The sequence below is a fragment of the Opitutia bacterium KCR 482 genome (assembly GCA_029269845.2).
Taxonomy (GTDB): domain Bacteria; phylum Verrucomicrobiota; class Verrucomicrobiia; order Opitutales; family Intestinicryptomonadaceae; genus Merdousia.
In genome coordinates this window covers 982090-1004847 of record CP149973.1, presented here as the reverse complement: position 1 = coordinate 1004847, position 22758 = coordinate 982090, and the positions used below count along the sequence as shown (strand labels likewise).

19 protein-coding genes are annotated in these 22758 nt (G+C 57.2%); 15 read left to right on the top strand and 4 right to left on the bottom strand.

Annotated features, from left to right (window positions below):
• Positions 1-26 precede the first annotated feature (26 nt).
• The 14 genes from P3B99_004160 (at position 27) to P3B99_004095 (ending at position 16078) form a co-directional block, all read left to right on the top strand.
• A complete protein-coding gene (locus tag P3B99_004160) occupies positions 27-710 on the top strand; it encodes a 50S ribosomal protein L25 (GenBank protein ID WYJ08317.1) in 684 nt (227 codons plus the stop codon).
• 95 nt (positions 711-805) lie between these two features.
• Positions 806-1372 carry an aminoacyl-tRNA hydrolase gene (gene pth, locus P3B99_004155; protein WYJ08316.1) on the top strand — a complete coding sequence of 189 codons (567 nt, stop codon included), beginning with the start codon at positions 806-808 and terminating at the stop codon, positions 1370-1372.
• 42 nt (positions 1373-1414) lie between these two features.
• Positions 1415-1705, top strand: a complete 291-nt coding sequence (locus P3B99_004150) for a 30S ribosomal protein S6 (GenBank protein WYJ08315.1) — start codon at positions 1415-1417, stop codon at positions 1703-1705.
• Positions 1706-1726: 21 nt separating this feature from the next.
• The gene (gene ssb / locus P3B99_004145) at positions 1727-2191 is read left to right on the top strand and encodes a single-stranded DNA-binding protein (protein WYJ08314.1); all 465 of its coding nucleotides are present in this window, start codon (positions 1727-1729) and stop codon (positions 2189-2191) included.
• 48 nt (positions 2192-2239) lie between these two features.
• A complete protein-coding gene (rplI, locus tag P3B99_004140; protein WYJ08313.1) occupies positions 2240-2725 on the top strand; it encodes a 50S ribosomal protein L9 in 486 nt (161 codons plus the stop codon).
• A 148-nt stretch (positions 2726-2873) separates the two neighbouring features.
• Complete coding sequence (gene dnaB, locus P3B99_004135) at positions 2874-4295, top strand: replicative DNA helicase (GenBank protein ID WYJ08312.1); 1422 nt, start codon at positions 2874-2876, stop codon at positions 4293-4295.
• A complete protein-coding gene (bamA, locus tag P3B99_004130; protein ID WYJ08311.1) occupies positions 4282-6780 on the top strand; it encodes an outer membrane protein assembly factor BamA in 2499 nt (832 codons plus the stop codon). Before dnaB ends, bamA begins: the two co-directional genes overlap by 14 nt.
• A 68-nt stretch (positions 6781-6848) precedes the next feature.
• Positions 6849-7394, top strand: a complete 546-nt coding sequence (locus tag P3B99_004125) for an OmpH family outer membrane protein (protein ID WYJ08310.1) — start codon at positions 6849-6851, stop codon at positions 7392-7394.
• 99 nt (positions 7395-7493) lie between these two features.
• Entirely contained in the window at positions 7494-7688 is a 195-nt protein-coding gene (locus tag P3B99_004120) for a hypothetical protein (protein ID WYJ08309.1), read from the top strand.
• Positions 7689-7769: 81 nt separating this feature from the next.
• The gene (lptB, locus tag P3B99_004115; protein WYJ08308.1) at positions 7770-8510 is read left to right on the top strand and encodes an LPS export ABC transporter ATP-binding protein; all 741 of its coding nucleotides are present in this window, start codon (positions 7770-7772) and stop codon (positions 8508-8510) included.
• Between the two features lie 3 nt (positions 8511-8513).
• Positions 8514-9494, top strand: coding sequence for an HPr(Ser) kinase/phosphatase (gene hprK / locus P3B99_004110; GenBank protein WYJ08307.1), 981 nt, complete (start codon positions 8514-8516; stop codon positions 9492-9494).
• Positions 9487-13068: a methionine synthase gene (gene metH, locus P3B99_004105; GenBank protein ID WYJ08306.1), complete on the top strand. Its 3582-nt coding sequence runs from the start codon at positions 9487-9489 to the stop codon at positions 13066-13068. The genes hprK and metH overlap by 8 nt, the downstream gene beginning before the upstream one ends.
• Entirely contained in the window at positions 13065-14342 is a 1278-nt protein-coding gene (locus tag P3B99_004100) for an FtsW/RodA/SpoVE family cell cycle protein (protein WYJ08305.1), read from the top strand. The genes metH and P3B99_004100 overlap by 4 nt, the downstream gene beginning before the upstream one ends.
• A 41-nt stretch (positions 14343-14383) precedes the next feature.
• Positions 14384-16078: an Rne/Rng family ribonuclease gene (locus P3B99_004095; GenBank protein WYJ08304.1), complete on the top strand. Its 1695-nt coding sequence runs from the start codon at positions 14384-14386 to the stop codon at positions 16076-16078.
• 162 nt (positions 16079-16240) lie between these two features.
• Here the strand turns inward: P3B99_004095 and P3B99_004090 are convergent, their stop codons facing one another.
• Genes P3B99_004090 through P3B99_004075 form a run of 4 tightly spaced genes read right to left on the bottom strand, consistent with a single transcriptional unit; the run spans position 16241 to position 20602 of the window.
• The gene (locus P3B99_004090) at positions 16241-16939 is read right to left on the bottom strand and encodes a hypothetical protein (protein WYJ08303.1); all 699 of its coding nucleotides are present in this window, start codon (positions 16937-16939) and stop codon (positions 16241-16243) included.
• 3 nt (positions 16940-16942) lie between these two features.
• Entirely contained in the window at positions 16943-17374 is a 432-nt protein-coding gene (locus tag P3B99_004085) for a hypothetical protein (GenBank protein WYJ08302.1), read from the bottom strand.
• Positions 17371-18030: a MotA/TolQ/ExbB proton channel family protein gene (locus tag P3B99_004080; GenBank protein WYJ08301.1), complete on the bottom strand. Its 660-nt coding sequence runs from the start codon at positions 18028-18030 to the stop codon at positions 17371-17373. Before P3B99_004080 ends, P3B99_004085 begins: the two co-directional genes overlap by 4 nt.
• Positions 18031-18034: 4 nt before the next feature.
• Entirely contained in the window at positions 18035-20602 is a 2568-nt protein-coding gene (locus tag P3B99_004075) for a tetratricopeptide repeat protein (GenBank protein WYJ08300.1), read from the bottom strand.
• A 142-nt stretch (positions 20603-20744) separates the two neighbouring features.
• On the opposite strand from P3B99_004075, the gene P3B99_004070 reads away from it, so the two are divergent.
• Positions 20745-22694, top strand: coding sequence for an FAD-dependent oxidoreductase (locus tag P3B99_004070; GenBank protein ID WYJ08299.1), 1950 nt, complete (start codon positions 20745-20747; stop codon positions 22692-22694).
• Positions 22695-22758 lie beyond the last annotated feature (64 nt).

Below are 22758 nucleotides of genomic sequence, written 5' to 3'. Positions count from 1 at the left end.
AAGAATTTCAATATAAGTACACTAAAATGAAACAGATAAATCTCAACACAACTTCAAGAACAGACGTTGGCGGCAACTCCGCAAAACGCTACCGTAAAAGCGGGCAAATCCCCGCCGTCATTTACGGCGAAAGCGGCGAGAAAAACCTTCTCATCGACGAAAAGGAACTTGCAGTCGCGCTCAAAGCAATCAGCGGCAAGGCCGTTCTCATCGACATGCAGTTCTCCGACGGAACGGAATCGCGCTACGCAATGCTCAAAGATGTTGAGCGCAACCCCATTACGGACAAGGTTATCCATGTCGACTTCGTAGAGGTTGTCCGCGGCAAGCCCATGCACGCGGTTCTCCCGCTCCACTTCGCTGGCGAAGCAGACGCTCCCGGCGTCAAGAACGAAAACGGCATTGTGGAAATCCACGAACACGAAGTCCGCGTAAAGTGCCGCCCGCGCGACCTGCCCGAAATGATTACAATCGACATTTCGAAAATGCACGTCGGCGAAGCAATCCACCTCAAAGACGTTGTTCCTCCGGAAGGCGTGGAATTTACCTCGAACCTCGAAGACATCTTGGTAACCTGCAACGAAATCGTCGTTGAGGAAGAACCCGCTCCCGAAGCTCCCGCAGAAGGCGACGCGGCAGCCGCTCCCGCGGCCGCGGCAGGCGCAGCCCCCGCGGCGGCTCCCGCAGCGGACGCCAAGAAGGCGAAGTAGTCTGAAAAATCCGCCGCGTCGGGGCTTGGTGCTGTTTGAACCTAACTGGTTTGACGGCGGCTCGGCTTTCGGCGGCGGAGAATTGTTCTTTACAAATGTCGTTAAAAATCGCAATCGGGCTTGGAAATACGGGCGCGGAATATGTCGGAACGCGGCACAATGCGGGCGAATCCGTTTTGAGGGAGGTAGCGCGCGGCTGCGGCGCGGAATTTTCGCACGACAAATACTGCGCGGCGCAAATCGCGAAAGTTTCCGTGGCTTCGAAACCGCTCGTGTTGGCGTTTGCCGACGGCTATATGAATTCGAGCGGCGTAGGCGTCGCGAAAATCCTCAAATTTTTCAAATTCGACATTTCCGAAGCCGCCGTAATCTACGATGACATTACGCTCGACGTTGGCAGAATGAAGCTTTCGGTCGGCGGGTCGTCGGGCGGGCACAACGGGGTTGCCGACGTCATGGCGAAATGCGGAAACGGATTCGCGCGAATCAGGATAGGCATAGGCGCAAAGCCGTACAAGTCGATGGACTTGGCGGACTACGTTTTGGGCAGGCTCGACGAAAGCGATGCGGCGGCGATAAAGTCGCTCGACGTGAAGGGCTGTCTGTCGCTCCTCCTGACAAAGGGTTTCGAGGGCGCGCAGAACGTCGTGAACCGTCGGTGAGACGCAAAAAATTTCCCGAAAAAATTTAACAAAACCAATAATATGAATAACAAGAAGTACAAAGCAACGTTTATCCTCGACACGAGAGGTTATAACGATCCCGTCGAAACACTCGTCGAAAAAATCAAGGGCGTAGTGGAATCCGCCTCGTGCAAAGTTCTGTCGGTTGAAAACCTCGGACAGAAGGCGTTTGCCCGCACGACAGACCGCGCGTTTCCCGCCGGCATCTATGTTGAAATCGCATTCGAAGGCCCGACGACCGCGAACACGACAATCAAGGAAAAACTCCGCCTCGACAAAACGGTAAACCGCGTTTTGGTAATGGCGGAATAAACTTTCGTAAACGGAACGAAAATGTCGTCGTTTAACAAAGTAATCTTGATGGGCAACCTCACCCGCGATCCGGAGCTGAGGCAGACCCAGAACGGCACAAGCGTTTGCCGTTTTGCAATAGCGGTCAACCGCTCGTTCAATTCGCAAGATGGCTCTTTGCGCGACGAAACGTGTTTTGTCGAAATCGACTGCTTCGGAAAGTCGGCGGAAAACATCGCGAGATTTTTCACGAAGGGCAAACCGATACTCGTCGAGGGACGTCTTCGTCAGGACACTTGGGAAGACAAGCAGACGGGGCAGAAGCGCACCAAATTGATGGTGGTTCTCGAACGTTTCGAATTTGTCGGCGGACGCGATTCGGGCGGCAACGGCGGCTACGACGCCGAGTATTCCGCGCCGCAACCGCGCGGCGGAGCGCGTCAGGCTCCGCGCCAGCAGCGCGCGCCCTCCAACGACGACATCGAAGACGACGACGTGCCGTTCTGATTTGTCGGAAAATTTGCAAACAAACTTTAAATTAAAAACAACACAATTATGGCAATAAGCAAAGTATTACTGGTCAAGCCCGTTGAAAATCTCGGCGGCGAAGGCGAACAGGTTTCGGTTAAGGCGGGTTATGCGCGCAATTTCCTCTATCCGCAGAAAATCGCGATTCCCGTAAGCAAGGCTAACAAGAAGCAAATCGAAGCGCTCATCAAGGCACGCGAACTCCGCGAAGCCAAGGAACTCGAAAACGCGCAGGCTCTCTCGAAGGCAATCGAAGGCATGTCGATTGCGTTTGCGGTCAAGACCGGCGAAGGCGGCAAAATGTTCGGCTCGGTCACGGTTGCGGACATCGTCGCGAAAATCGCAGAAGGCGGCATCGAGCTTCCGAAGAAGGCTGTGCACCTCGCCGCTCCCGTCAAGGAACTCGGCAAGCACACGGCGCAAATCAAGCTCCACAAGGACGTCAAAATCGACATTCATTTCGAGGTTGTTTCCGAGAATCCCATCGAAGATTCCGCGAAAGAATCCAACTAAGACGTTTTCGCCGCTTTTCGGCGGAAATTGATTGAATTGTGCAACTCGACGCGGCGCGCACTGCCCGTCGAGTTGTGCGGTAGATAAGGACTCGTCCCATTTTGTCGCGCGGCGGCTCTATTGTGGCGGCATGGAAACGAAAAATTCAATGGCAGAAGAGGACAGGAAACCCGCGCGCAAAAAACGCGCAACACCGCAAAGCACCGACGAGTTGGGGCGCGAGCTGCCGCACAATCTCGACGCGGAGGCGGGGGTTTTGGCGTCCATTATAATCGACGGCACGAACGAGGTAATCAACGCGTGCGTCGCAATGAAAGTCCGCGAGGAATATTTCTACAAGCCGCAACACAGAATAATCTACTCGGCGTTGGTCGCCCTGTTCAGCGAGGGCGCGAGCATCGACGAAATCGTGCTCGCCGAATATCTGAAAAAGCGCAACGCGCTGGAGCAGGTCGGCGGGATAGTGGCAATCAACGACATTGCGGGCAGGATTGAAACTTTCGCCCACTACCGCCAGTGGCTCGACATTCTCCGCGAAAAATTTTTCATGCGCGAAATCATACGCGCGTGCTCCGAAACAATCGAAAACGCCTACGCGAACCGCGGCGGAATCGACATGTTCATAGAGGGCGTGGAGGAGAAAATTCTCGGCATCAGTCAGGACAGGGTCGGCGACTCGGTAAAAAAAGCGAGCGAACAAGTGCCCGCGGCGGTCGCGCTAATCAACCAGCTCATAAAAAACAAGGGCGAGCTGATGGGCGTTCCCACGGGCTTTACTGCGCTCGACAATATGATGCGCGGCCTGCACGCCAACGAAATGATAGTCGTTGCGGGACGCCCCGGCACGGGCAAGACGTCGATTGCTCTCAATATAGCGGAGACCGCGCTGTTCGGCCGCAAACAGTTCCCGACGCTGATATTTTCGCTGGAAATGTTGGGCGAACAGCTGTACGGGCGCATGATAGCCTCCCGCGCGAGGATAGACCAGCACAAGCTCGGCATGGGGCGAATCAACGACGAGGAACTGCGCAACATCAACACAACGGCGAACGAACTGAAAAACGCGCCGCTTTGGATTGACGACACCGCGGGCATTTCGATTCTCGAAATGCGGGCAAAGGCGAGGCGGCTCCACCAACAGCTCGGCGGGAAGCTCGGTCTTGTCATTGTAGACTACCTCCAACTTCTGCGCGGTTCCGACCCGTCGCTTCCGCGCGAGCAGGAAGTCGCTGAAATTTCGCGCGGCATGAAGGCGATGTCGAAGGAGCTGCGCTGCCCCGTGATAGTGCTTGCGCAGCTGAACCGCGACAGCGAAAAGGACCAGCGCAACCCGCGACCGAGCGATTTGCGCGAATCCGGCTCGATAGAACAGGACGCGGACGCAATTTTACTGTTGAGTAGGCAGAAGAAATCTGTCACAGATGAAGAGGCAAACTCGAACCAGAATTGGCTGATTAGGGTGGAGCTTGCGAAACAGAGAAACGGACCCACAGGCGTTGTCACGCTCATGTTCAACAGAAGCTGCACACGCTACGAAAATTACATAGATGCTGAAAATGTTCAGGTTTAACGGCAAAATTTTTGAAACCGCGCGCGCGGCGTTCGGACGCGCGACGGGCGCGTTCCGCGTTGCGGCGATTGCGGCGGCGATTGCGGCGTGCTCGGCGGCGCACGGGCAGACGGCGGGAAAGCCGGTTGACGAGCAGACGCTCACAATCAACCGCATCACTTACAAAATCGAAGGCCCGAAGACGATTTCGGAAGACGCAATCACGGCGCATGTCAGACTCCGCAAGGGCATGAAGTTCGACCAAAAATCGCTCGACCAGTCTATACGCTCGCTCTACGAAACGGGGCTTTACGACATCATTGACGCAACGCGCACGGCGTCTTCAAACGGCGGAATGGACATCGAATTTTTAATCGTTCCCAAGTACAGAATCAGCCAAATCGTGTTCAAGGGGAACAAGGAGTATTCGGCGCGGAGATTGCAGGAGGAAATCTCTTCGTACGCCGGCTCCACCCTCAGCGAAGTTCAGGCAAAGCGCGACGCCGACAAAATCAAGGCGTTCTACCAAAAAAAGGGCTACTCGCTCGCAAAGGTGAATTTTTCGATAGAGCGCAACGACGAGCAGGGCAAGGGCGCGGTGATTTTCGACATCAACGAGGGCGAGGATATCGCAATCGAAAATATCAGGTTCACGGGCGACCCCGCCGTCGAAAAGCAGTACGGCTTTTGGGGCAAGCTATGGAAGCGCATGTTCGCAAAGGACAATCCCGCCGAGCTTAACTCGATTAAACTTTTGAAGGAAATGAAGACCGACACTTGGATTCCCGTCATTTCCTACATCACCGACAACGGACGCTTCAAGGACGAGGAATTTCAGGCGGACATCGAAAAACTCCGCAAAGTCTACCGCGACCACGGCTACCTCGACGTCGAAATCGACGAGTCGAAAGTAAAGTTCGAATTTCCCGACGCCGACAACCCCGGCGACATGGACATCGTCATAAACGTAGTCCCCAACAGGCAGTATAAGGTCGGCAAGGTTTCGTTCAAAAACAACAAGCTGTTCTCCGACGAAAAACTCATGCCGTTTGTGGAGTACTTCGACCTCACAACGGGCAACGTGTTCTCGCCGTCGAAAGTTGACGAAATGATTGAAAAAATCAGAATCTACTACGGCGAATACGGCTATATAGACACAATCGTCCGCGCCCAGCGCAAGCCGAACGTGGAGTCGGGCGACATCGACTTGGTGATAGACATAATCGAGAGCGGCAAATTCTACCTCGAATCAATCAACATTCAGGGCAACACGAAAACGAAGAGCGAAGTCATAATCCGCGAACTCGCGCTCGCCCCCGGCGACGTCTTCGACCTCGCCAGAATGAAGTCTTCGGAAAACCGCCTCAAAGAAACGCGCTTCTTCGACGAAGTGAACCTTTCGCCCGAAGCCACAAACATTCCCAACCGCCGCAATCTGCGCGTGGTGGTCAAAGAGGGGCGCACGGGCAACCTCACGTTCGGCGCGGGTTTCAGCACAATCGAAAGCTTGGTGGCGACGGTCGAAATCACGCAGAGCAACTTCGACTACGAAAACTACGACAGCTACTTTCAGGGCGCGGGGCAGAAATTCAGAATCCGCGGGTCCATCGGCTTGAAGAGCAACCAGATTATAGTGAGCTTCGAAGAGCCGTGGGTTTTCAACCGCAACCTCGCATACGGCATCGACGCCTACCGCACCGACACGGGCTACTATTCCGACTACTATTCGGAAGTCCGCCTCGGCGCGACAAACTATTTGAGAAAGCGCGTCTACGAGCTCATCGAAGCCCGCCTTGCCTACAAGCTCGAACTTGTCGATATTTACGACGTCGATTCGAAGCTCACCACGGGCCCCGACCCTGTCATGAAGGAGTGGCGCGGCGACATCGGCGAACGCTCGATTTCGCAGGTGAGCCTTTCGTTCCTGCGCGACTCGCGCGACAGTCTCATGACCCCCACGCGCGGCACGCGCTTCGAGCTTATTCAGGACGTCGCGGGCGGGCCGCTTCTGGGGCAGACAAACCTCTACCGCGTGGAGGCTCGCGCGGGCTGGTGGATTCCGACGTTCGAGGCGGGCAATCAGGTGCTGTCGTTCGTCGGCAGAACGGGCACGGTCATAGGCTACGGCGGCAAAGACGTTCCGTATTTCGAGCAGTACTTCCTCGGCGGCGGCTACAACATGCGCGGCTTCAAATACCGCAAAGTCGGCAGGATAGACCCGAATACGGGCGAGGCGTACGGCGGCAAAACGTTCGCGTTCGCGTCGGCGGAATATTCGATAGAGCTTTTCAATCCCGTGCGTTTTGCGGTGTTCTACGACATCGGCTTCGTAAATTCGGGCGAGTGGGATTGGGACCCGTCGGACTATAATTCCGACTTCGGCGTCGGCTTCCGCGTGCTCCTCATGGGCGCGCCCATGCGCATAGACTTGGGCTTCCCGTGGAAAACCGGCCCGTACAACGACGACGGCATGCAGTTCAACTTCTCGTTCGGAACGGTGTTCTAAAAAAAAATCGCGGATTCGGAACATTCGGCTTTTTCAGCTTACTAAAAACACAAACAAAGAAAAAACATATGAAAAAATTAACGGCATTAATCGCGGGGCTCGCCGCCTGCGCGGCACTTAACGCGGCTCCCAACATCTACTACATCGAAATGGGAAGAGCCTACCAAAACTACTACAAGGCGAAAGCCGCGGCGGAACAAATTCAGGCTTCGATTGACGCCACAAAAGGCGAACTCGAAAAAATGAAAAAGACCTACGACGAAAAGGCGAAACAGGCACAGGCGCTGCTCGAAAAGGCGAACAACCCCGCCCTCGGCGAAGACGCAAAGAAGAAGCTCCAAGAGGAAATCAGACCCATCGCCGTGGAATGCCAGCAGATTGAGGCGAACATGCGCAACATCAGCGCGCAGGCTAACGAAAGACTCCGCCAGAACGCCGACAGTATCCGCAAAGTCCACCTCGAAGAAATCAGGGAAATCGTAAAGAAGCTTGCCGAAGACAAGAAGGCGGACTGCATTATCGAAAAGAGCGTCTGCCACTATTCCGACCCGAAAGCCGACCTCACCGACGAGCTTATCAAGCGCATCAACGCAAACGCGCCCGCGGGCAAATAGTTTTTTTTTCCGCTCCGCGCCGCGGAACGGAGTTAGGGGGAGTTTTTTGAACTCCCCTTTTTTTGTTTTTAGATAAAACCTGAAAGTAAGGATAAAACGATGTCAAATATTGTGCTTTGCGCGCTCGCAAGCGTTTTCCTCCCCGGCTTGGGGCAGCTGTTCGAGTCGCGCGGATACGAGGCGGCGGGCTTTTTCTTCGGGGCGGTCTTGGCGTACATGATATACATTCCAGCGGGCGTGTGCGTGCATGCGTGGGCGGTCGCCGACGCCGCGCTCCGCGCCAAACGCAAATAGCGGGCGGAATTGTTCAAAAACGCCCGCGCGGACACATCAAAAGTGTTGCAAGAAAAAAGTAATTCGGCTATGTTGCAGGGCATGGAATTTCAAAATAAAAAATCGTCGATACGCACCGAAAACCTCGTCAAGGAATACGGCAAGAGGCGAGTCGTAAAGGGCGTGAACATCGGCGTTGAGGCGGGCGAAGTTGTCGGGCTTCTCGGCCCGAACGGCGCGGGCAAAACGACGAGTTTTTACATGATTGTAGGCCTCGTTCCCGCAACAGAGGGCAAAGTGTTTCTGGAAGACTGCGACATCACAAACGTGCCCATGTACAAACGCGCCCGCATGGGGATAGGCTACCTGCCGCAGGAGGCTTCGATTTTCAGGAAACTTACGGTCTACGAAAACATCTACGGCGTGGCGGAAACGCTGCCCGTGCCGAAATCGGAACTGAAAGACTTTACGATGTCGATGTTGGAGGAGCTTGGGCTTGAAAAGCTGGCGTCGCAAAAGGCGTTCACGCTTTCGGGCGGCGAGCGCAGGCGTCTTGAAATTACCCGCGCCCTCACGGCGCGTCCGAAATTCCTGCTTATGGACGAGCCTTTCAGCGGCGTAGACCCCATAAGCGTTGCGGAGGTTCAGGAAATCATACGCGGCTTGAAGGCGAAAAACATAGGCGTGCTCATAACAGACCACAACGTGCGCGAAACGCTCAGCATTGTAGACCGCGCCTACCTTATCCACGACGGCAAAGTGCTCTGCGAGGGCACGAGCGACTTTTTGGTGAACGACCCCCAGAGCCGAAAATTCTATCTCGGCGAAAACTTTACGATGTAGGGCATGGAAAACCGAATCAACAAAACGAGAGTGTCGGAGGAAATTTCAGTCCGCGAGTTTTTCGAAATGTTCGAAGGCTCGCTCCAGCTCGAACTTCTTGCGGGCAAAAACGGACTCGACAGAATCATCTACGAGCCGAGCCTCAACCGCCCCGCGCTGGCAATCACGGGCTACTACAAAAACTTCGCCTCCAAGAGAATCCAGCTCTTCGGCGCGGGCGAAATGGCGTATATGTGCGACCTTTCGCGCGACCGCCAAACGGCGGTGATGTGCGAAATGATTTCGCACGAAATTCCGTGCGTGGTAATCTCGCGCAACCTCGAACCCACGCAGGCGATGATTGAGTCGGCGGACTCGCACAACGTGCCGCTTATCCGCACGAAGATGAAGTCGAAGGAGTTTTCCGCCGAGGTTTTCGTGCGGCTCGAAAGGCTGTTTTCGCCGCGCATGTCGGTGCACGGAACGCTGCTCGACATCAAGGGAATCGGAACTCTCATTCGCGGCGACAGCGGCATCGGCAAAAGCGAATGCGCCCTCGCGCTCATCGACCACGGGCACTCGCTCGTAGCCGACGACCACGTCTATTGCGTGAAAGTCAACGACCAAATCGTGCTCGGACGCGGCAACGAACTCAACAGGGGCTACATGGAGTGCCGAGGAATCGGGATAATCAACGTTGCCGAGCTTTTCGGAATCCGCTGCGTGCGCATGGAAAAGTCGATAGACATCGTGGTGACATTCGTCGAATGGAAGCCGGGGGTTGTCGAAGACAGAACGGGCTTGGAGGTAAATTATTTCGACATATTGGGTATCCAGATTCCGCATTTTGTAATACCCGTGCGCCCCGGCCGCGACATGGCGCGTCTTGTGGAGGTTGCCGCAATGGTGCAGGCTCTGCGCCGCATGGGGCACGACGGCGCAAAGGCGTTCAACGACAGGCTCATCGCCCACATGGCGAAAGGAAACGCAAAGAAAGATGTCTAAACTACCTCTTTCCAAAAGGGGCGCGCTGCTCGCCGAAACAATCGGGAAGAGGATTGTGTTTCTCGACGGCGGCATGGGCACGCTCATTCAACGGCGCGGTCTGACGGAGGCGGACTTCCGAAAGGGCGACGCGCGTCTCGAAAAAACCGCGGGCGAACTGCGCGGCGACAACGATTTGCTCTCAATCACGCGCCCCGACGTAATATCGGATATTCACAGGCAATATTATCTGGCGGGGTCGGACATCGCCACTACAAACACCTTCGGGGCGAACTCGGTTGTGCAGGCGGAATACGGAATCGGCGAGGACTTGGTGCGCGACATGAACGCCGCGGCGGTGCGCGCGGCGCGGGCGGCGGCGGACGAAGTCTCGGCGAAGCTCGGCGGAAAGCCGCTGTTCGTGGCGGGGTCGCTAGGCCCGATGAACAAGGCGGCAAGCATTGCCTCCGACGTGTCCGACCCGTCGGCGCGCTCGATAACTTTCGACGAACTCCGCGCGGCGTACTACGAACAGATGTCGGTCTTGGCGGAGTCGGGCGCGGACTTGTTCATACTCGAAACGTCGATAGACACGCTGAACGTAAAGGCGGCAATCCACGCCTATTTGAGCCTCTGCGAAGAGCGCGGCGAGAAAATTCCGATAGCCGTCAGCATGACGGTCTCCGACCTGTCGGGGCGCATTCTGAGCGGACAGACAATAGAGGCGTTCTACGCGTCGATACGGTACGCGAAGCCGCTCTTTGTGGGCTTGAACTGCGCTCTGGGCGCGGAGAAAATGCGCCCGTACATCGAGACTTTCGACAGAATAGCCGAGTGCTACACCCACTGCTATCCCAATGCGGGGCTGCCGAACCCGCTTTCGGAATTCGGCTACGATCAAATGCCCGCGGACACCGCAAAATACCTCGGCGAATACTGCGCCGACGGGCTTCTGAACGTGGTAGGCGGCTGCTGCGGCACGACGCCCAAGCACATAGAGGCGGTCGTTGCGGCGTGCGCCAAACTTGCGCCGCGCAAGCCCAAAACAGCCGATGCGCTCACGCTTGCGGGCTTGGAGCTTCTGCGCATTCCCGACAGTGGCGCGCCGTTCATTTTCGTCGGAGAGCGCACAAACGTAATGGGCTCGCCCGCGTTCCGCAAAATGGTCAAGGAGGGGCGGTTTACCGACGCGCTCTCGGTTGCGCGCAATCAGGTCGAAAACGGCGCAAACCTCATCGACATCAACTTCGACGAAGGCATGCTTGACTCCCCCGCGTGCATGTCGAAATTCCTCAACCTCATCGGTTCCGAACCGGAAATCGCGCGCGTGCCGCTGATGATAGACTCGTCGAATTGGGAGACGGTTTTGGCGGGCTTGAAATGCGCACAGGGCAAGTGCGTCGTCAACTCGATAAGCCTGAAAGAGGGCGAGGAAAAATTCCTTTCGCACGCGGGGGAGATTATGAAATTCGGCGCGGCGGCAATCGTGATGGCGTTCGACGAACGCGGGCAGGCTTCGACGCTTTCCGACAGAATTTCGGTCTGCCAGCGCGCGTACAAACTGCTCGTCGAAAAGGCGGGCTTCGACCCGCGCGACATAATTTTCGACGCAAACGTTCTGACTGTGGCGACGGGCATGCCCGAGCACGACTCCTACGCGACAGACTTCATAAACGCCGTGCGCGAAATCAAGCGCACATGCCCCTACGCCCGCACGAGCGCGGGGGTAAGCAACATCAGCTTTGCCCTGCGCGGCAACAACAAGGTGCGCGAGGCAATGCACAGCGTGTTCCTCTACCACGCGCGGGAGGCAGGGCTCGACATGGGAATCGTCAACGCGGGAATGCTCGCGCCCTACGACGAAATAGAGCCGCGCCTGCGCGACGCGGTCGAGGCGGTAATCCTCAATTCGTCGCCCGACGCCACGGAGCGTCTGCTTGCAATCGCCGCCGACTACAAGGACGCCGCCGTCTCCGAAAAAAAAGAGGCGCGCGACGACCCTAACGCGACGCCGCAGGAAAGGCTCGACAGGGCGTTCGTCAAGGGCGACGAAGAGTCCGCCGCAAAGCTCGCGCTCGAATTTTTGGAGGAGCTGAAAACGCCGCTTAGGGTAATCGAAAAGCCGCTGATGGATTCGATGAAAAAAGTCGGCGAGCTTTTCGGGGCGGGCAAAATGTTCCTGCCGCAGGTCGTAAAAAGCGCGCGCGTGATGAAGCGGGCGGTGGCGGCTCTCGAGCCTTTCATGGAGTCGTCGGCGACAGGGAGCGCGCCGAAAGTCGTGCTCGCTACGGTCAAGGGCGACGTGCACGACATCGGCAAAAACATAGTTTCGGTAGTGCTCGGCTGCAACGGCTTCCGCGTGGAGGACTTGGGCGTGATGGTTCAGCCCGAGGCAATCGTCGAAGCCGCCCGCGACGCTGCGGTAATCGGGCTTAGCGGGCTTATCACGCCGTCGCTCGACGAAATGGCGAACACAATTTCCGCGCTCGAACGCGCCGGCATAAGAGTGCCCGTGCTCGTCGGCGGGGCTACTACGAGCGACCTCCACACGGCGGTGAAACTCGCGCCGCTCTATTCGGGAACGGTCGTGCGCGTGGAGGACGCCGGCGCGTCGGCGGGCGTCTGCGCCGACTTCACCATGGGCGGAAAGGCGGAGGCGTTCGCCCTTTCAATAGCCGCCGCCCAGCAGGCTCTGCGCGACAAATACGAGGCGGAGCACGCCAACCCGCCCGCGCACAAAAAACTTCTGCCGCTTGCCGAGGCGCGTTCCAAAAAGGCGGTCTGCGATTTCTCCCACGTAGAAAAGCCGCCGTTTACAGGCGTGCGGACAATCGGCGTTCCCGTGTCGGAGTTGAAGCCCGACATTCCGTGGAACATGTATTTCAGGACTTGGGGCGTGAAGGACAGGGCGGCGACGGAGGACTTTTGCAGGGACACCCTCGCAATGCTCGAAAGGCTTGCGGAGGTCGCGAAGCCGAGAATCAGGGTCGGATTTTTCGAGGCGAAGCCCGACGGCGACGACATCGCGCTTTTCGAAAACGGGACGCGGATTGAAACGCTGTCGCTCGTGCGCTCGCAGGTCGAAAACTCGCGCGGAGAGTGCCTGTGCCTTGCAGACTACGTAGCCCCCGAAGGCGACTACGTAGCTCCCTTCGCGGCTACGGTCGGGAGCGAGGCGGAGGCGTTCGCAAAATCGTTCAAGGACGCCGGCGACGACTATTCCTACATGATTGCCCAAACCCTGTGCGACGCGCTCGCCGAGGCTCTCTCGACCTACGCGCAACGCGCGGTGTTCTCGGACTCTCCCAAAGAACGCGCGGGCGTCCGCGCGGCGGCGGGCTACGCTTCATACCCCGACCACTCCGAAAAGGCGAAGTTCGAAAAACTGCTCTCGCTCGAAGAGTCGGCGGGCATAAAACTTACGGACAACTTCATGATGACGCCGAAGTCGTCTGTCGCGGCGTTGTGGATTGCCAATCCGTCGGCGAAATACTTTTCGGCGGAAATCGGGCGGGACCAAGTTCGCGACTACGCCGAACGCGGCGGTCGGGCAGTCGAAGATGTCGAAAAATACATGTCGGTAAGGGCGCGATGAAACTCGACAGGGAAATATACGGAACAGTGCCCGAACGCGGCGGAGTCAAGACCGACTTCGTCGTTCCGCTTTGCATGTTCCTGCTGTTTCTCATGGGGGTGGCGTTCATCTACTCCGCGCAGAGCTACAATATAGACGAAATTCCGCTCGCCAAACAGTTTTGGGTCAAGCAGATATGCTATTTTGTGTTCGCGGGGGTGCCCGTGTACGTCTTTCTTGCGTGGATAGACTACAAGGTGTTTTTCACCTACGCCAACGCAATCTACGCGCTGTCGCTGCTTCTGCTGATTCCGCTTGCGTTAAAGGAAAATTTGGGAATTCCGATACCGTTTGTGGAAAGCCGCTACAACGCGACGCGCTGGATTGACTTCGGGGCGGTGTCCGTCCAGCCGTCGGAATTCGCGAAAATCGGGACGTGCATAATGGCGGCGGCGATGTTCGCCCGCAACGACGGAAAGAAAAATTTGAAATTCTGGCTGAAAATAGCGGCGGTATTTTTAGTTCCTATTTTGTTGATTTTTTTGCAACCAGACTTAGGCTCTACTCTCGTATTTTTTCCAATGCTTTTCGCCATGCTCTACATATCGAACCTCCCGAAGAGGTTTTTCGCAGTCGGCGCGCTCCTTTTCGGGCTGCTGATAGGCGTGGTGGCGGCGGATATTTGCGGATACAACGCGTTTTTGAAGTCGCACAATATGTCGGCGGAGGCGGCGGCGAACGCTAACGCATACGGGTCGTCGGCGGCTCTGACACTGCCGCTTAAAGACTACCAGCGCAACAGAATTTTGGCGTTCATTGCTCCCGAAGTCGTTGACCCCCAGGGGAACGGCGTTAGCTGGAACCAGCGGCAGAGCCTGATTTCGGTCGGGTCGGGCGGCATTTTCGGGAAGGGGCACGCCGAAGGCACTCAGGCAAAACTGGGCTATCTGCCGTCGAGCGTCGCGTATAACGACTTCATATTTTCGGTGCTCGCCGAGGAATCGGGGTTCTTCGGGGCGACGGTCGCCGTCGTATTGATGGCGATAATAATAATTTACGGCTGTCTTGGGGCTGCGCAACTTTCGCGCGACGGGTTCGGAAGGTATCTGTGCGCGGGAATCGGCGTAATACTCATGACGCACACTTTCATAAACGTGGGAATGACCATCGGCATTATGCCGATTACGGGAGTTCCCCTGCCAATGTTAAGTTATGGCGGAACTTTTGTTTTGACGTGTTGCATACTACTCGGTCTCGTTCAAAGCGTATACCGACACAGAAAAGAATATGCGTGAAAAGGCAAAAGTTTCGCTTAATCCAAAATTAAAGCGAAACCATGAAACAGGAAAACCAAAACTATGATTTGACAAAGCGTCCCGCGGAGGAGGTAGTCGAGCCTATTCCCGAAGAACAGCTTAATCAGGAGGCGAAGCTGCGCGCAAAAAAGCGTCCGCTTCTCGAAAAAATCATCAGACTTCTCAAACGCGAAGACGAACCCTACCGCGAAATCGTAATCAACGTGGAGCCTTTCGAAAAACGCGTCGCGCTGCTTGTCGAGGGCGTGATGCAGAAATTCGAAATCGAGCGCAACGGCGACGAAAGCATGGTCGGGGCGATTTTCAAGGGGAAAATCCAAAACCTCGAGCCCGGCTTGAAGGCGGCGTTCGTCGATATCGGACAGCCCAAAAACGCGTTCCTCCACTACTGGGACATCTTCCCGACGACGACCGACAACTCCTACGAAGTCGTCCGCGAAAACAAGAGCAAGGAACAGAAAAAGGCGCAGAAGTTTTCGACGAAGGACATTCCCGAAAAATTCCCGATAGGCACGGAAATCATCGTGCAAATCACCAAGACGCAAATCGGCACAAAAGGCCCGCGCGTAACGACGAACATCGCAATTCCCGGCCGCTACCTCGTGCTCATGCCGTTCGCGGGGCAGTTCGGCATTTCGAGGAAAATCGAGGACAGAGCCGAGCGCGAGCGCATCAAGAAGATTTTGAAGTCGATGAAAGTGCCCGAAGGCATGGGCGTTATCGTCCGCACGGCTGGGCAGGGCAAACGCTGGACATACTTTGTGCGCGACCTCCACATGCTACTGAACATCTGGAAGAAAATCCAGCAGCGCATAGAGACCGTCCCCGCGCCCGCGACCATCTACAAAGAGCCCGACCTCATAGAGCGCACCGTCCGCGACTTCCTCACCGAACAGACCGACAGAATCCTCATCGACAGCCGCGAAGACTACGAGCGCATTCTGCGTTCCGTGTCGGAAATCTCGCGCCGCGCCCGCAGTAAAATCCAGCTCTTCAAGGAAAACATTCCGATTTTCGAACGCTACAACATCGAGCGGCAAATCGCGCAGACATTCCAGCGTCGCGTGCCGCTTCCGTCGGGCGGCGAAATCGTAATCGACGAAACCGAGGCGCTTGTGGCAATCGACGTAAACACAGGCTCGCACAAAGGCAAGAGCGAGGACGGCAAAGACTTCATCTTGCAGGCGAACCTCGAAGCCGTAACAGAGGCGGCGCGTCAGGTGCGCCTGCGCAACTTGGGCGGGCTTGTCATCATCGACACAATCGATATGAAGAGCCGCAAGGACAGGCAGGCGGTCTACAAACGCCTGAAAGACGAAATGGAAAAGGACAAGGCAAAGAGCCAAGTTCTGCCGATTTCGCAGCTCGGCATCATGCAGATGACGCGCCAGCGCCACGCGCAGAGCAATTCGAGCGGCATTTACACGACATGCCCGTATTGCGGCGGCAAGGGCATTGTGAAATCGGCGCGGACGATGAGCGCGGAAATACAGCGCAAGATTGTCGCAACATGCAGGTCTATGCGGGCAAACAACGCAAACGTGGGCGAGCTTGCGCTGCTCATTCTGCTCCACCCCGACAACCTCCAACGCTTGCAGACGGAAGACTACGAACACCTCATCAATCTGGAAAAGGCGTACAACCTCAAATTGACGTTCCGCGCCGACCCGTCCTACCACTTGGAGAATTTCAGGATTATCGACGCCCGCAAGTAGACGCCGCAAATTCCGCAAAACGCCCGCCGAGTTTTCGACGGGCGTTTTTTTAGGCGCATGTCTTTGCGCCGACTGGATTTTCTGCCGAACGCCGAAAGCGACATGGCGCGCGGGCGCGGCGCGCATAGGCGGAGCGGAATTTTATTCGGCTGCCCGCCTAAATCAGGGTATGAAAACCGCCCTGTACTCGCCTTTCTCCGCGCCTTTGAGGAGCTTTGCGGAGGTCAGCATTGACGCAAGTTCGGCGTCGTTGCGCTCGTCGCCCGACGATTGCAGTTCGAGCGGCTTCATCGCCCAGCCGTCGCGCTCTATATAGACTTTGAACTCGGCGACGGCGTACATTTTGTTGGGCGACTTCAATTTTACGGGCGCGGTTCTTACGGTTTCGCCCGTGTTCAAATCGACAAGCTTGAATGTCGCCGAGCCGTCCGATTGGGGAATGTCCAAGTTTGCGCGGCCGTACGACGAAAAGAAGTTGCGCATGACCGCCCTCATGAATGCGCTGCGCCCCCGCGCCATGTCGCTTTCGGCGTTCGGCAGAAATTCGGGCGAGCGCAAGGCGGCGGCTGGGGTGTCGGAATCGCTCTTGCCGAAGTCCCAGCCCGCTGGTTGCGGAATTTTGCGGGGCGCGGCGGAGGCGTTGCGCCTTGTGGGCAGGAAAAGCGGGGCGAAGTCGGCGATTTCGTCAAGCCCGAAAAATCCCTCGCCGTCGGTCGAAATCGACGCGAGCGTTTGCGGCTCTTTCGGGTCTTTGCATTCGGGGGAGACGTCGGGGAAAAACGCAAAAAACGCCGCCGCCGCCGCGCATGTTGCGAGCGCGGAAACGAGCGTTGTGTGGCGTTTCTGTCGGGCGTCGTCCATCTGTTAGGGGTTTTCGGGGCGGGCGGCGATGTGGATTTTTGTGTATCCGCCCGCGCGCGCCGACTCGCAAATATTAAGCAGAGTCTGCGCGTCGAGGTTTTTGTCGGCCTTGACGAGCAGCGTGCCGCGGCGTTTTTTTTCCGTCGCCATTTTTCTTGCGAAAGTTTCGGCGTTGAAAATCGCGCCGTCGAAAATCACCATCGAATTTCCGTTCGCGTTGAGCACGTCGAGATCTCCGTCTACGACCGCCGCGTCGGGCGATTTCGCCGCGGGCAGGGAGTCTCCGCCGAAGTCCACCGCGAACCCCGGAGCGAGTATGAACTTGGAGCCGAGCACCGTAAACATCAGCGCGATTAAAAGCGCGTCGGCAAGAGCCGCCGAGCAAAGCGTTATGCGCTCGCGCCTGACTTTCGACGAAACGTCGACAATCGTCATTTTGCGTCCTTTCCCTTCAAGTGCAGGTTTTCGTTTTCGGGCATGCCCCTGTTGATGAAAAGCAGGATTTCGTTCGCGGAAAGGTCGATGTCGTGGGCGAGCGCGCGCACGCGGCTGTTGAGAAAGCTGTACGCAAGCCAGCCCGAAATCGAAATCAGAAGCCCGAACGCCGTCGAGAGCAGGGCGGCGTAGACATAGCCCGAAAATTCCGCGGCGGTCGCGTACGAGCCGCTTTTAGACATTGTGTAGAAGCTTTGCAGAAGCGCTACGACCGTCCCCAACAGCCCCAGCAGCGGCGCGACTTTCGCCACGAGCGCGACGCTCGCCACGCGCCTGTCTATCAGCGCGAATTCGTTTTGCGCGGCGACCGCCACGCTTTGCGCCATGACGTCGCGCGGCTGTTCTATGTTGAGCAGGGCGGTTTTTACGATTCGCGGAATCGGCCCGAAGCTTTCGTCGCAAATTGTGATTGCTTCGAGAAGCCGCCTGTTTTTGAGCGCGGTTTTTATGCCCGACACGAACTCGACCGCGCGTATCTGCCCCTTGTGCAGGTAGAGCAGGCGTTCGAGAAAAATTATCGCCCCCACGAAGCCCAAGCCCGCAAGCGGTATCATTACGGGGCCGCCCATTGAAAAGATGTCGATGAGTTTCTGCATAAAATTAATTGAGTTTTTCCAGTTTCGCCTTTGCCGCCATTTGCGACGGCAGTTTGTATTTTACAATGAGTTCGTACGCCGCGCGGGCGTCGCGCTTTTCGCCCGCGGCTTCGAGGTTGCCCGCAAGCGCGTAGAGGCTGCGCCCCACCCAGTATTTCGCCGCGGCGTCGGCGGGCTTTTCGGCGAGGAGCTGCCGCGCCGTGCCCCAGCGCATTTCGTTTGCCTCGCGCGTGCGCCCCGCGCGTTCGAGGGCGTAGGCGCATTTGAACGCGGCTTCGGCTTTCGTCGCGGGCGAGCTTTCGGGGAGTGCGTAGATGCGCTCGAAAATCGCGACGGCGTTGAGCGCGCGCGTGGGCTGGGCAAGTACGCAGTCGCCGAGTCCGAGCCACGCGAGGTGTATTTCGGGGTGCGACTGGTAGTTGTTGATGATTTCCTCGTAAAGTTTGCGGGCGTCGGGAAATGCGTTCAGCAGGCGCAAAATTTCCGCCTGCGCGAGGCGCGAGTAGAAGTTGCGCGGGCTGTCGGGGAAGTCGGCGCAAAGTTTGTCGAGCATTTTGAGCGCGTTTTTGTAGTCTGCTTCAAGCCCGACTTTGCGGGCGTACTGGGCGGCGTCGGAGACGGCGTCGTAGGCGTAGTCGCCCTTGGGGTCGGATTCGGCGAGCGTGCGGCAGAGCTGCTGTGCGGCGGCGAAATTTCCGCGCCCCGCCTCGGTTCTCGCGTTGTAGAGGTATGAGACTTTTGCGGCGTCGCTTTGCGGATATTTTTCCTGCAAGCTTTTGTAGACCGCCACGGCTTCGTCGGTTTTGCCGAGCGTTTCGAGGCAGCGGGCTTTCATGAGCATTGCGTTCGACGCCACGATTTCGCGCGTGCTTTTGTCGGCGGAGTCGGGGTTCGCGAGTTCGGCTAGGATTTTGTCGCACCGTTCGACCGCCTTTTGCGTGTCGCCCGATTCCTCCGTGATTCTCGCAAGCAGCCACTGCATTTTTACGAGGAGCTGTTTCGAGCGCGTCGATTTCGCAGCGCGTTCGATTCTCGCCAGAGCCTTCGCGCTTTCGCCGTTTGCGCGGAAGCGCGAAATTATTTTCCACTCGGCGTTCCAGAGGGCGTCGTCGCCCACGCCGCTCTTGCCGTATGCGGCGTCGAGCAGTTCGACCGCGCTCTTTTCCTCGCCGCGCAGCAGGTACGACTCTATCGCGCGGTTGAGGATTACCCCGCGCTTCGACACCATAGTGTCCATCAGCTCCGCATAGAGTTTCGCCGCCGTGCCGTAGTCTTTGTTGAGGTAGAAGCAGTCGGCGGCGAGCAGTTTCATTTCGCGCGCCTTTTGCGGGTCGCTTTCAAGCTCGGCGAGCGATTCGAGGTGTTTTGCCGCAAGCCTGTATTCGGGCAGTTTGTCGGCGGCGGAGGCGAACGCCGTCCACGCGAGGATTCTGAGCGCGTCGCTTTTGTATTTCGACGCGGGAAATTCGTCGACAAGCTTCCCCGCGAATTTCGACGCCTCCGCGCCGTTGCGCAGGTCTATTGCGGCTTTCGCGAGCTCGAGGTAGATTCTGTCGCGTATTTTTTCCGAGCCGTTTTCGAGAAGTTCCTCCAAGAATTTCCGCTTGTTCTCCGCTGACGCCGACGCGTTTTTTGCGTACATCGCGAGGGCGAAATCGCAGACGGCGGGCGACGCGGTTTCGCGCAGAATTCCGCGCAGCATGTCGAGCTGTTTTTCGGGGCTTTTTGTCATCGCGGCGGCGACGATTCTGATTTCGTCCTTGTCAAGCTCCGACGCAAGCTCGATTTCGAGCTGGGCTTCGAGCTGCTCTATTGCCTCCTCGCGCTTGCCGAGTTTGTAGAGGGCGGCGGCGTACTGCTTTGCGAGCTGGAAGCCCTGCGGCGTTCCCATGTAGATTTTTACCTTTTCGCCGAGGTTTTTTGCGAGCGTTTCGGGGCTTTCGCCCGTGTCGGCGCCGTCCATTTTGCAGAAAGTTTCGGCTATTTCGACGTCGGCGATTGTCGCGGGGAAGTCCGCCGATTTCTTCGCCTTTTCGAAGTTTTCTAGGGCTTTGCGCGTGTCGCCGCGCTCGTAGTCTATGTAGCCCGATGCTATGAAATACCACGGAAGCTCGTCTGAGCCGAGCTTTTCTGGGCTTATTCCCTCCAAGTCCGCCGCGGCGGCGTTTGCGTTGAACATGCCGACGTTTATCAATGCGCTTCTGATTTTGTCGGCGGGGGATTTCGAGTCTATTTTTGCGAACAGTTTTTTTGCGTCCTCGAACACGCCCTGCGCAATCAGCGCGTCCACGAGTATTGCGTCGAAGCCCGATTCAAGCTCTTTGGGAATGTTTCCCGATTCGATTGCGTCGCCTACAATCGCCTTTGCGAGCGACGGCATTCCCGCGCGGAGAGCCGACTGCGCCGATTTTCCGAGCGATTCCAGATATTCCGCCGTGCGCCGTTTCTCCGATGTCGAGAGGGGCGCGGCGGTTTCGGGCATTTTCCCCGCCGCCTGATTCGCGTTCGGCGCGGCTTCGACCGACTGCATGTAAATCGACGCGCACAATACGGCGCAAATAATCCTTCGCATTCTCGTATATTCCTTAAAAAGCGTTTTCTTTTCAAGACAAATTCGCGCCATATAGCGTCTTGACAAACGCGGAGTTTGCCGTAAAACTTTTCGAAAAACGGCGCGCGGCGTCGGCAACATCAAATTCTATCGGTATATAAAAATGGGAATAAAACGCAGGGATTTCATGGCCGCGGCGTCTATGCTGGGGTACAGTCTGATTGTGAGCGCGCCGTCTTCGGCGTCGGCAAAGGGAGTCGGAAAAATTTTGGGGAAGCCCGAAAAAACTTTCGGGGGACGCTTCGTAAACGACGGCAAAACCATGGAGAAGCTCGCCGTCGAATGCGACGTTCTCGTGGCGGGCGGCGGTCTTGCGGGCGTGTGCGCGGCGTTGTCGGCTGCAAGGCACGGGAAAAAAGTTGTGCTTGTTCAGGACAGGTCGAGGCTCGGCGGAAATTCGAGTTCCGAAATCAAGATGCACCCGCTCGGCGTAAACTCGCCCCGAACGGGCTGGCGCGAGGGCGGCATTATCGAAGAGCTTAAACTTGCAAACGCCGCAAACAATCCGCAGCTTGCGTGGGAAATGTGGGACTTCCTCCTCTACGACAAGTGCGTGTCCGAAAAAAACATAACGCTGCTTCTCGACACTTCTCTCTGCGGCGCGGACGTCTCCGACGGCAAAATCACCCGCGCCTACGCGCGTTGCGACACCGCCCGCCGCAACTACGAAATTTCCGCCAAGATTTTTGTGGACGCCACGGGCGACTGCCGTCTCGCGATGGAGGCGGGCGCGGAGGTTATGTCGGGGCGCGACGGCTCGAAAAAGTTCGGCGAATCTTTCGCGGACTTCGACCCCGTCGGCACGCGGCAGGGCTCGACAATCATGTTCACGTCGAAGCTTTACGACAAGCCCATGCCGTTCACGCCTCCCGTCTGGGCAAAGAAAATCACGCCAGAGCAGATGAAGTTCCGCAGCATAAAGGCGGACGGGATCGCCTACGGCTACTGGTGGATTGAGCTTGGCGGCGACGGCGACGCAATCGGCGACAACGAAAAGCTCCGCTTCGAGCTTCTCTCAATCGTAATGGGCGTTTGGGACTACCTAAAAAACAGCGGCAAATATCCCGAAGCCGCCAACCGCGCGATAGATTCAATCGCCATGGTCCCGGGGCGGCGCGACACTTTCAGAATCGTCGGCGAGCGTATCATGACGCAGCACGACATCATGGGCGGCTGGAAAAACTTCGACGACGCCGTCGCGGTCGGCGGCTGGTCGATGGACGACCACCCCGCAAAGGGCTTCAACGCCCCCGACAGGCGTCCGTGCAGGCAGTTCGGCAAAGTGCCGTTCTACAATATCGGGCTGTCCTCGCTCTATTCCAAAAACGTGAAAAATTTGATGATGGCGGGGCGCAACATCAGTTGCAGCCACGTCGCGTTTACCTCGACCCGCGTGATGTCCACATGCGCGGCGGTTGGGCAGGCGGTAGGCACGGCGGCGGCGGCGTGCATCGACGCAAACGTTCTCCCCGCGCAGCTTCGCGCCGACGCGGGCATGCTCTCCGACTTGCAGCAAACCCTTTTGCGCGACGACCAGACGATTCTCGGACTGAAAAATTCCGACCCGCTCGACATCGCGCGTTCCGCGTCGGTTTCCGCAAGCGAATCGCTCGACGGAAGCCGCCCCGAAAACGTGCTTTCGGGCGTCGCGATAGACTCCCGCAACGGCGTTGAAAACCGCTGGGTTGCCGACGCCGCATCGAAGCCGAAGCTTTCGCTTTCGTGGGCTTCGCCCGTGAAGATTTCGGCGGCGCAGTTCGCGTTCTACGGCGGGCACGCGGAGCTTTCGCAGACGCATTCCGAGTATCTGCTGAAAAACATGTACAGGGGCGCGCAGAAAGAGCTTGTGCGCGACTTCGACATCGTTGGCGTTCTGCCCGACGCTTCGGAGCGAAGGCTTTGCGAAATCAGGGGCAACTTCCAGCGGCTTGTCCGCGCTGAGTTCGCGCCCGTCGAGGTGAAGTCGCTCCGCGCTGAGTTCCTTGCGACGAACGGCTCGCCGAAAGTCGTGGTTTGCGAAGTCAGGGTCTACGCCGAATTCCCGAAAGCGTAGCAGTCCCGATTTCCGCGCCGCCGATTCGGTTGCGGCTCGGCTTCAGCCCGCTTTGCCCACCGCG

Coding starts and splice junctions, on each gene's coding strand:
- P3B99_004160 (WYJ08317.1), top strand. CDS start 27: ATGAAACAGATAAATCTCAACACAACTTCAAGAACAGACGTTGGCGGC.
- pth (WYJ08316.1), top strand. CDS start 806: ATGTCGTTAAAAATCGCAATCGGGCTTGGAAATACGGGCGCGGAATAT.
- P3B99_004150 (WYJ08315.1), top strand. CDS start 1,415: ATGAATAACAAGAAGTACAAAGCAACGTTTATCCTCGACACGAGAGGT.
- ssb (WYJ08314.1), top strand. CDS start 1,727: ATGTCGTCGTTTAACAAAGTAATCTTGATGGGCAACCTCACCCGCGAT.
- rplI (WYJ08313.1), top strand. CDS start 2,240: ATGGCAATAAGCAAAGTATTACTGGTCAAGCCCGTTGAAAATCTCGGC.
- dnaB (WYJ08312.1), top strand. CDS start 2,874: ATGGCAGAAGAGGACAGGAAACCCGCGCGCAAAAAACGCGCAACACCG.
- bamA (WYJ08311.1), top strand. CDS start 4,282: ATGTTCAGGTTTAACGGCAAAATTTTTGAAACCGCGCGCGCGGCGTTC.
- P3B99_004125 (WYJ08310.1), top strand. CDS start 6,849: ATGAAAAAATTAACGGCATTAATCGCGGGGCTCGCCGCCTGCGCGGCA.
- P3B99_004120 (WYJ08309.1), top strand. CDS start 7,494: ATGTCAAATATTGTGCTTTGCGCGCTCGCAAGCGTTTTCCTCCCCGGC.
- lptB (WYJ08308.1), top strand. CDS start 7,770: ATGGAATTTCAAAATAAAAAATCGTCGATACGCACCGAAAACCTCGTC.
- hprK (WYJ08307.1), top strand. CDS start 8,514: ATGGAAAACCGAATCAACAAAACGAGAGTGTCGGAGGAAATTTCAGTC.
- metH (WYJ08306.1), top strand. CDS start 9,487: ATGTCTAAACTACCTCTTTCCAAAAGGGGCGCGCTGCTCGCCGAAACA.
- P3B99_004100 (WYJ08305.1), top strand. CDS start 13,065: ATGAAACTCGACAGGGAAATATACGGAACAGTGCCCGAACGCGGCGGA.
- P3B99_004095 (WYJ08304.1), top strand. CDS start 14,384: ATGAAACAGGAAAACCAAAACTATGATTTGACAAAGCGTCCCGCGGAG.
- P3B99_004090 (WYJ08303.1), bottom strand. CDS start 16,939: ATGGACGACGCCCGACAGAAACGCCACACAACGCTCGTTTCCGCGCTC.
- P3B99_004085 (WYJ08302.1), bottom strand. CDS start 17,374: ATGACGATTGTCGACGTTTCGTCGAAAGTCAGGCGCGAGCGCATAACG.
- P3B99_004080 (WYJ08301.1), bottom strand. CDS start 18,030: ATGCAGAAACTCATCGACATCTTTTCAATGGGCGGCCCCGTAATGATA.
- P3B99_004075 (WYJ08300.1), bottom strand. CDS start 20,602: ATGCGAAGGATTATTTGCGCCGTATTGTGCGCGTCGATTTACATGCAG.
- P3B99_004070 (WYJ08299.1), top strand. CDS start 20,745: ATGGGAATAAAACGCAGGGATTTCATGGCCGCGGCGTCTATGCTGGGG.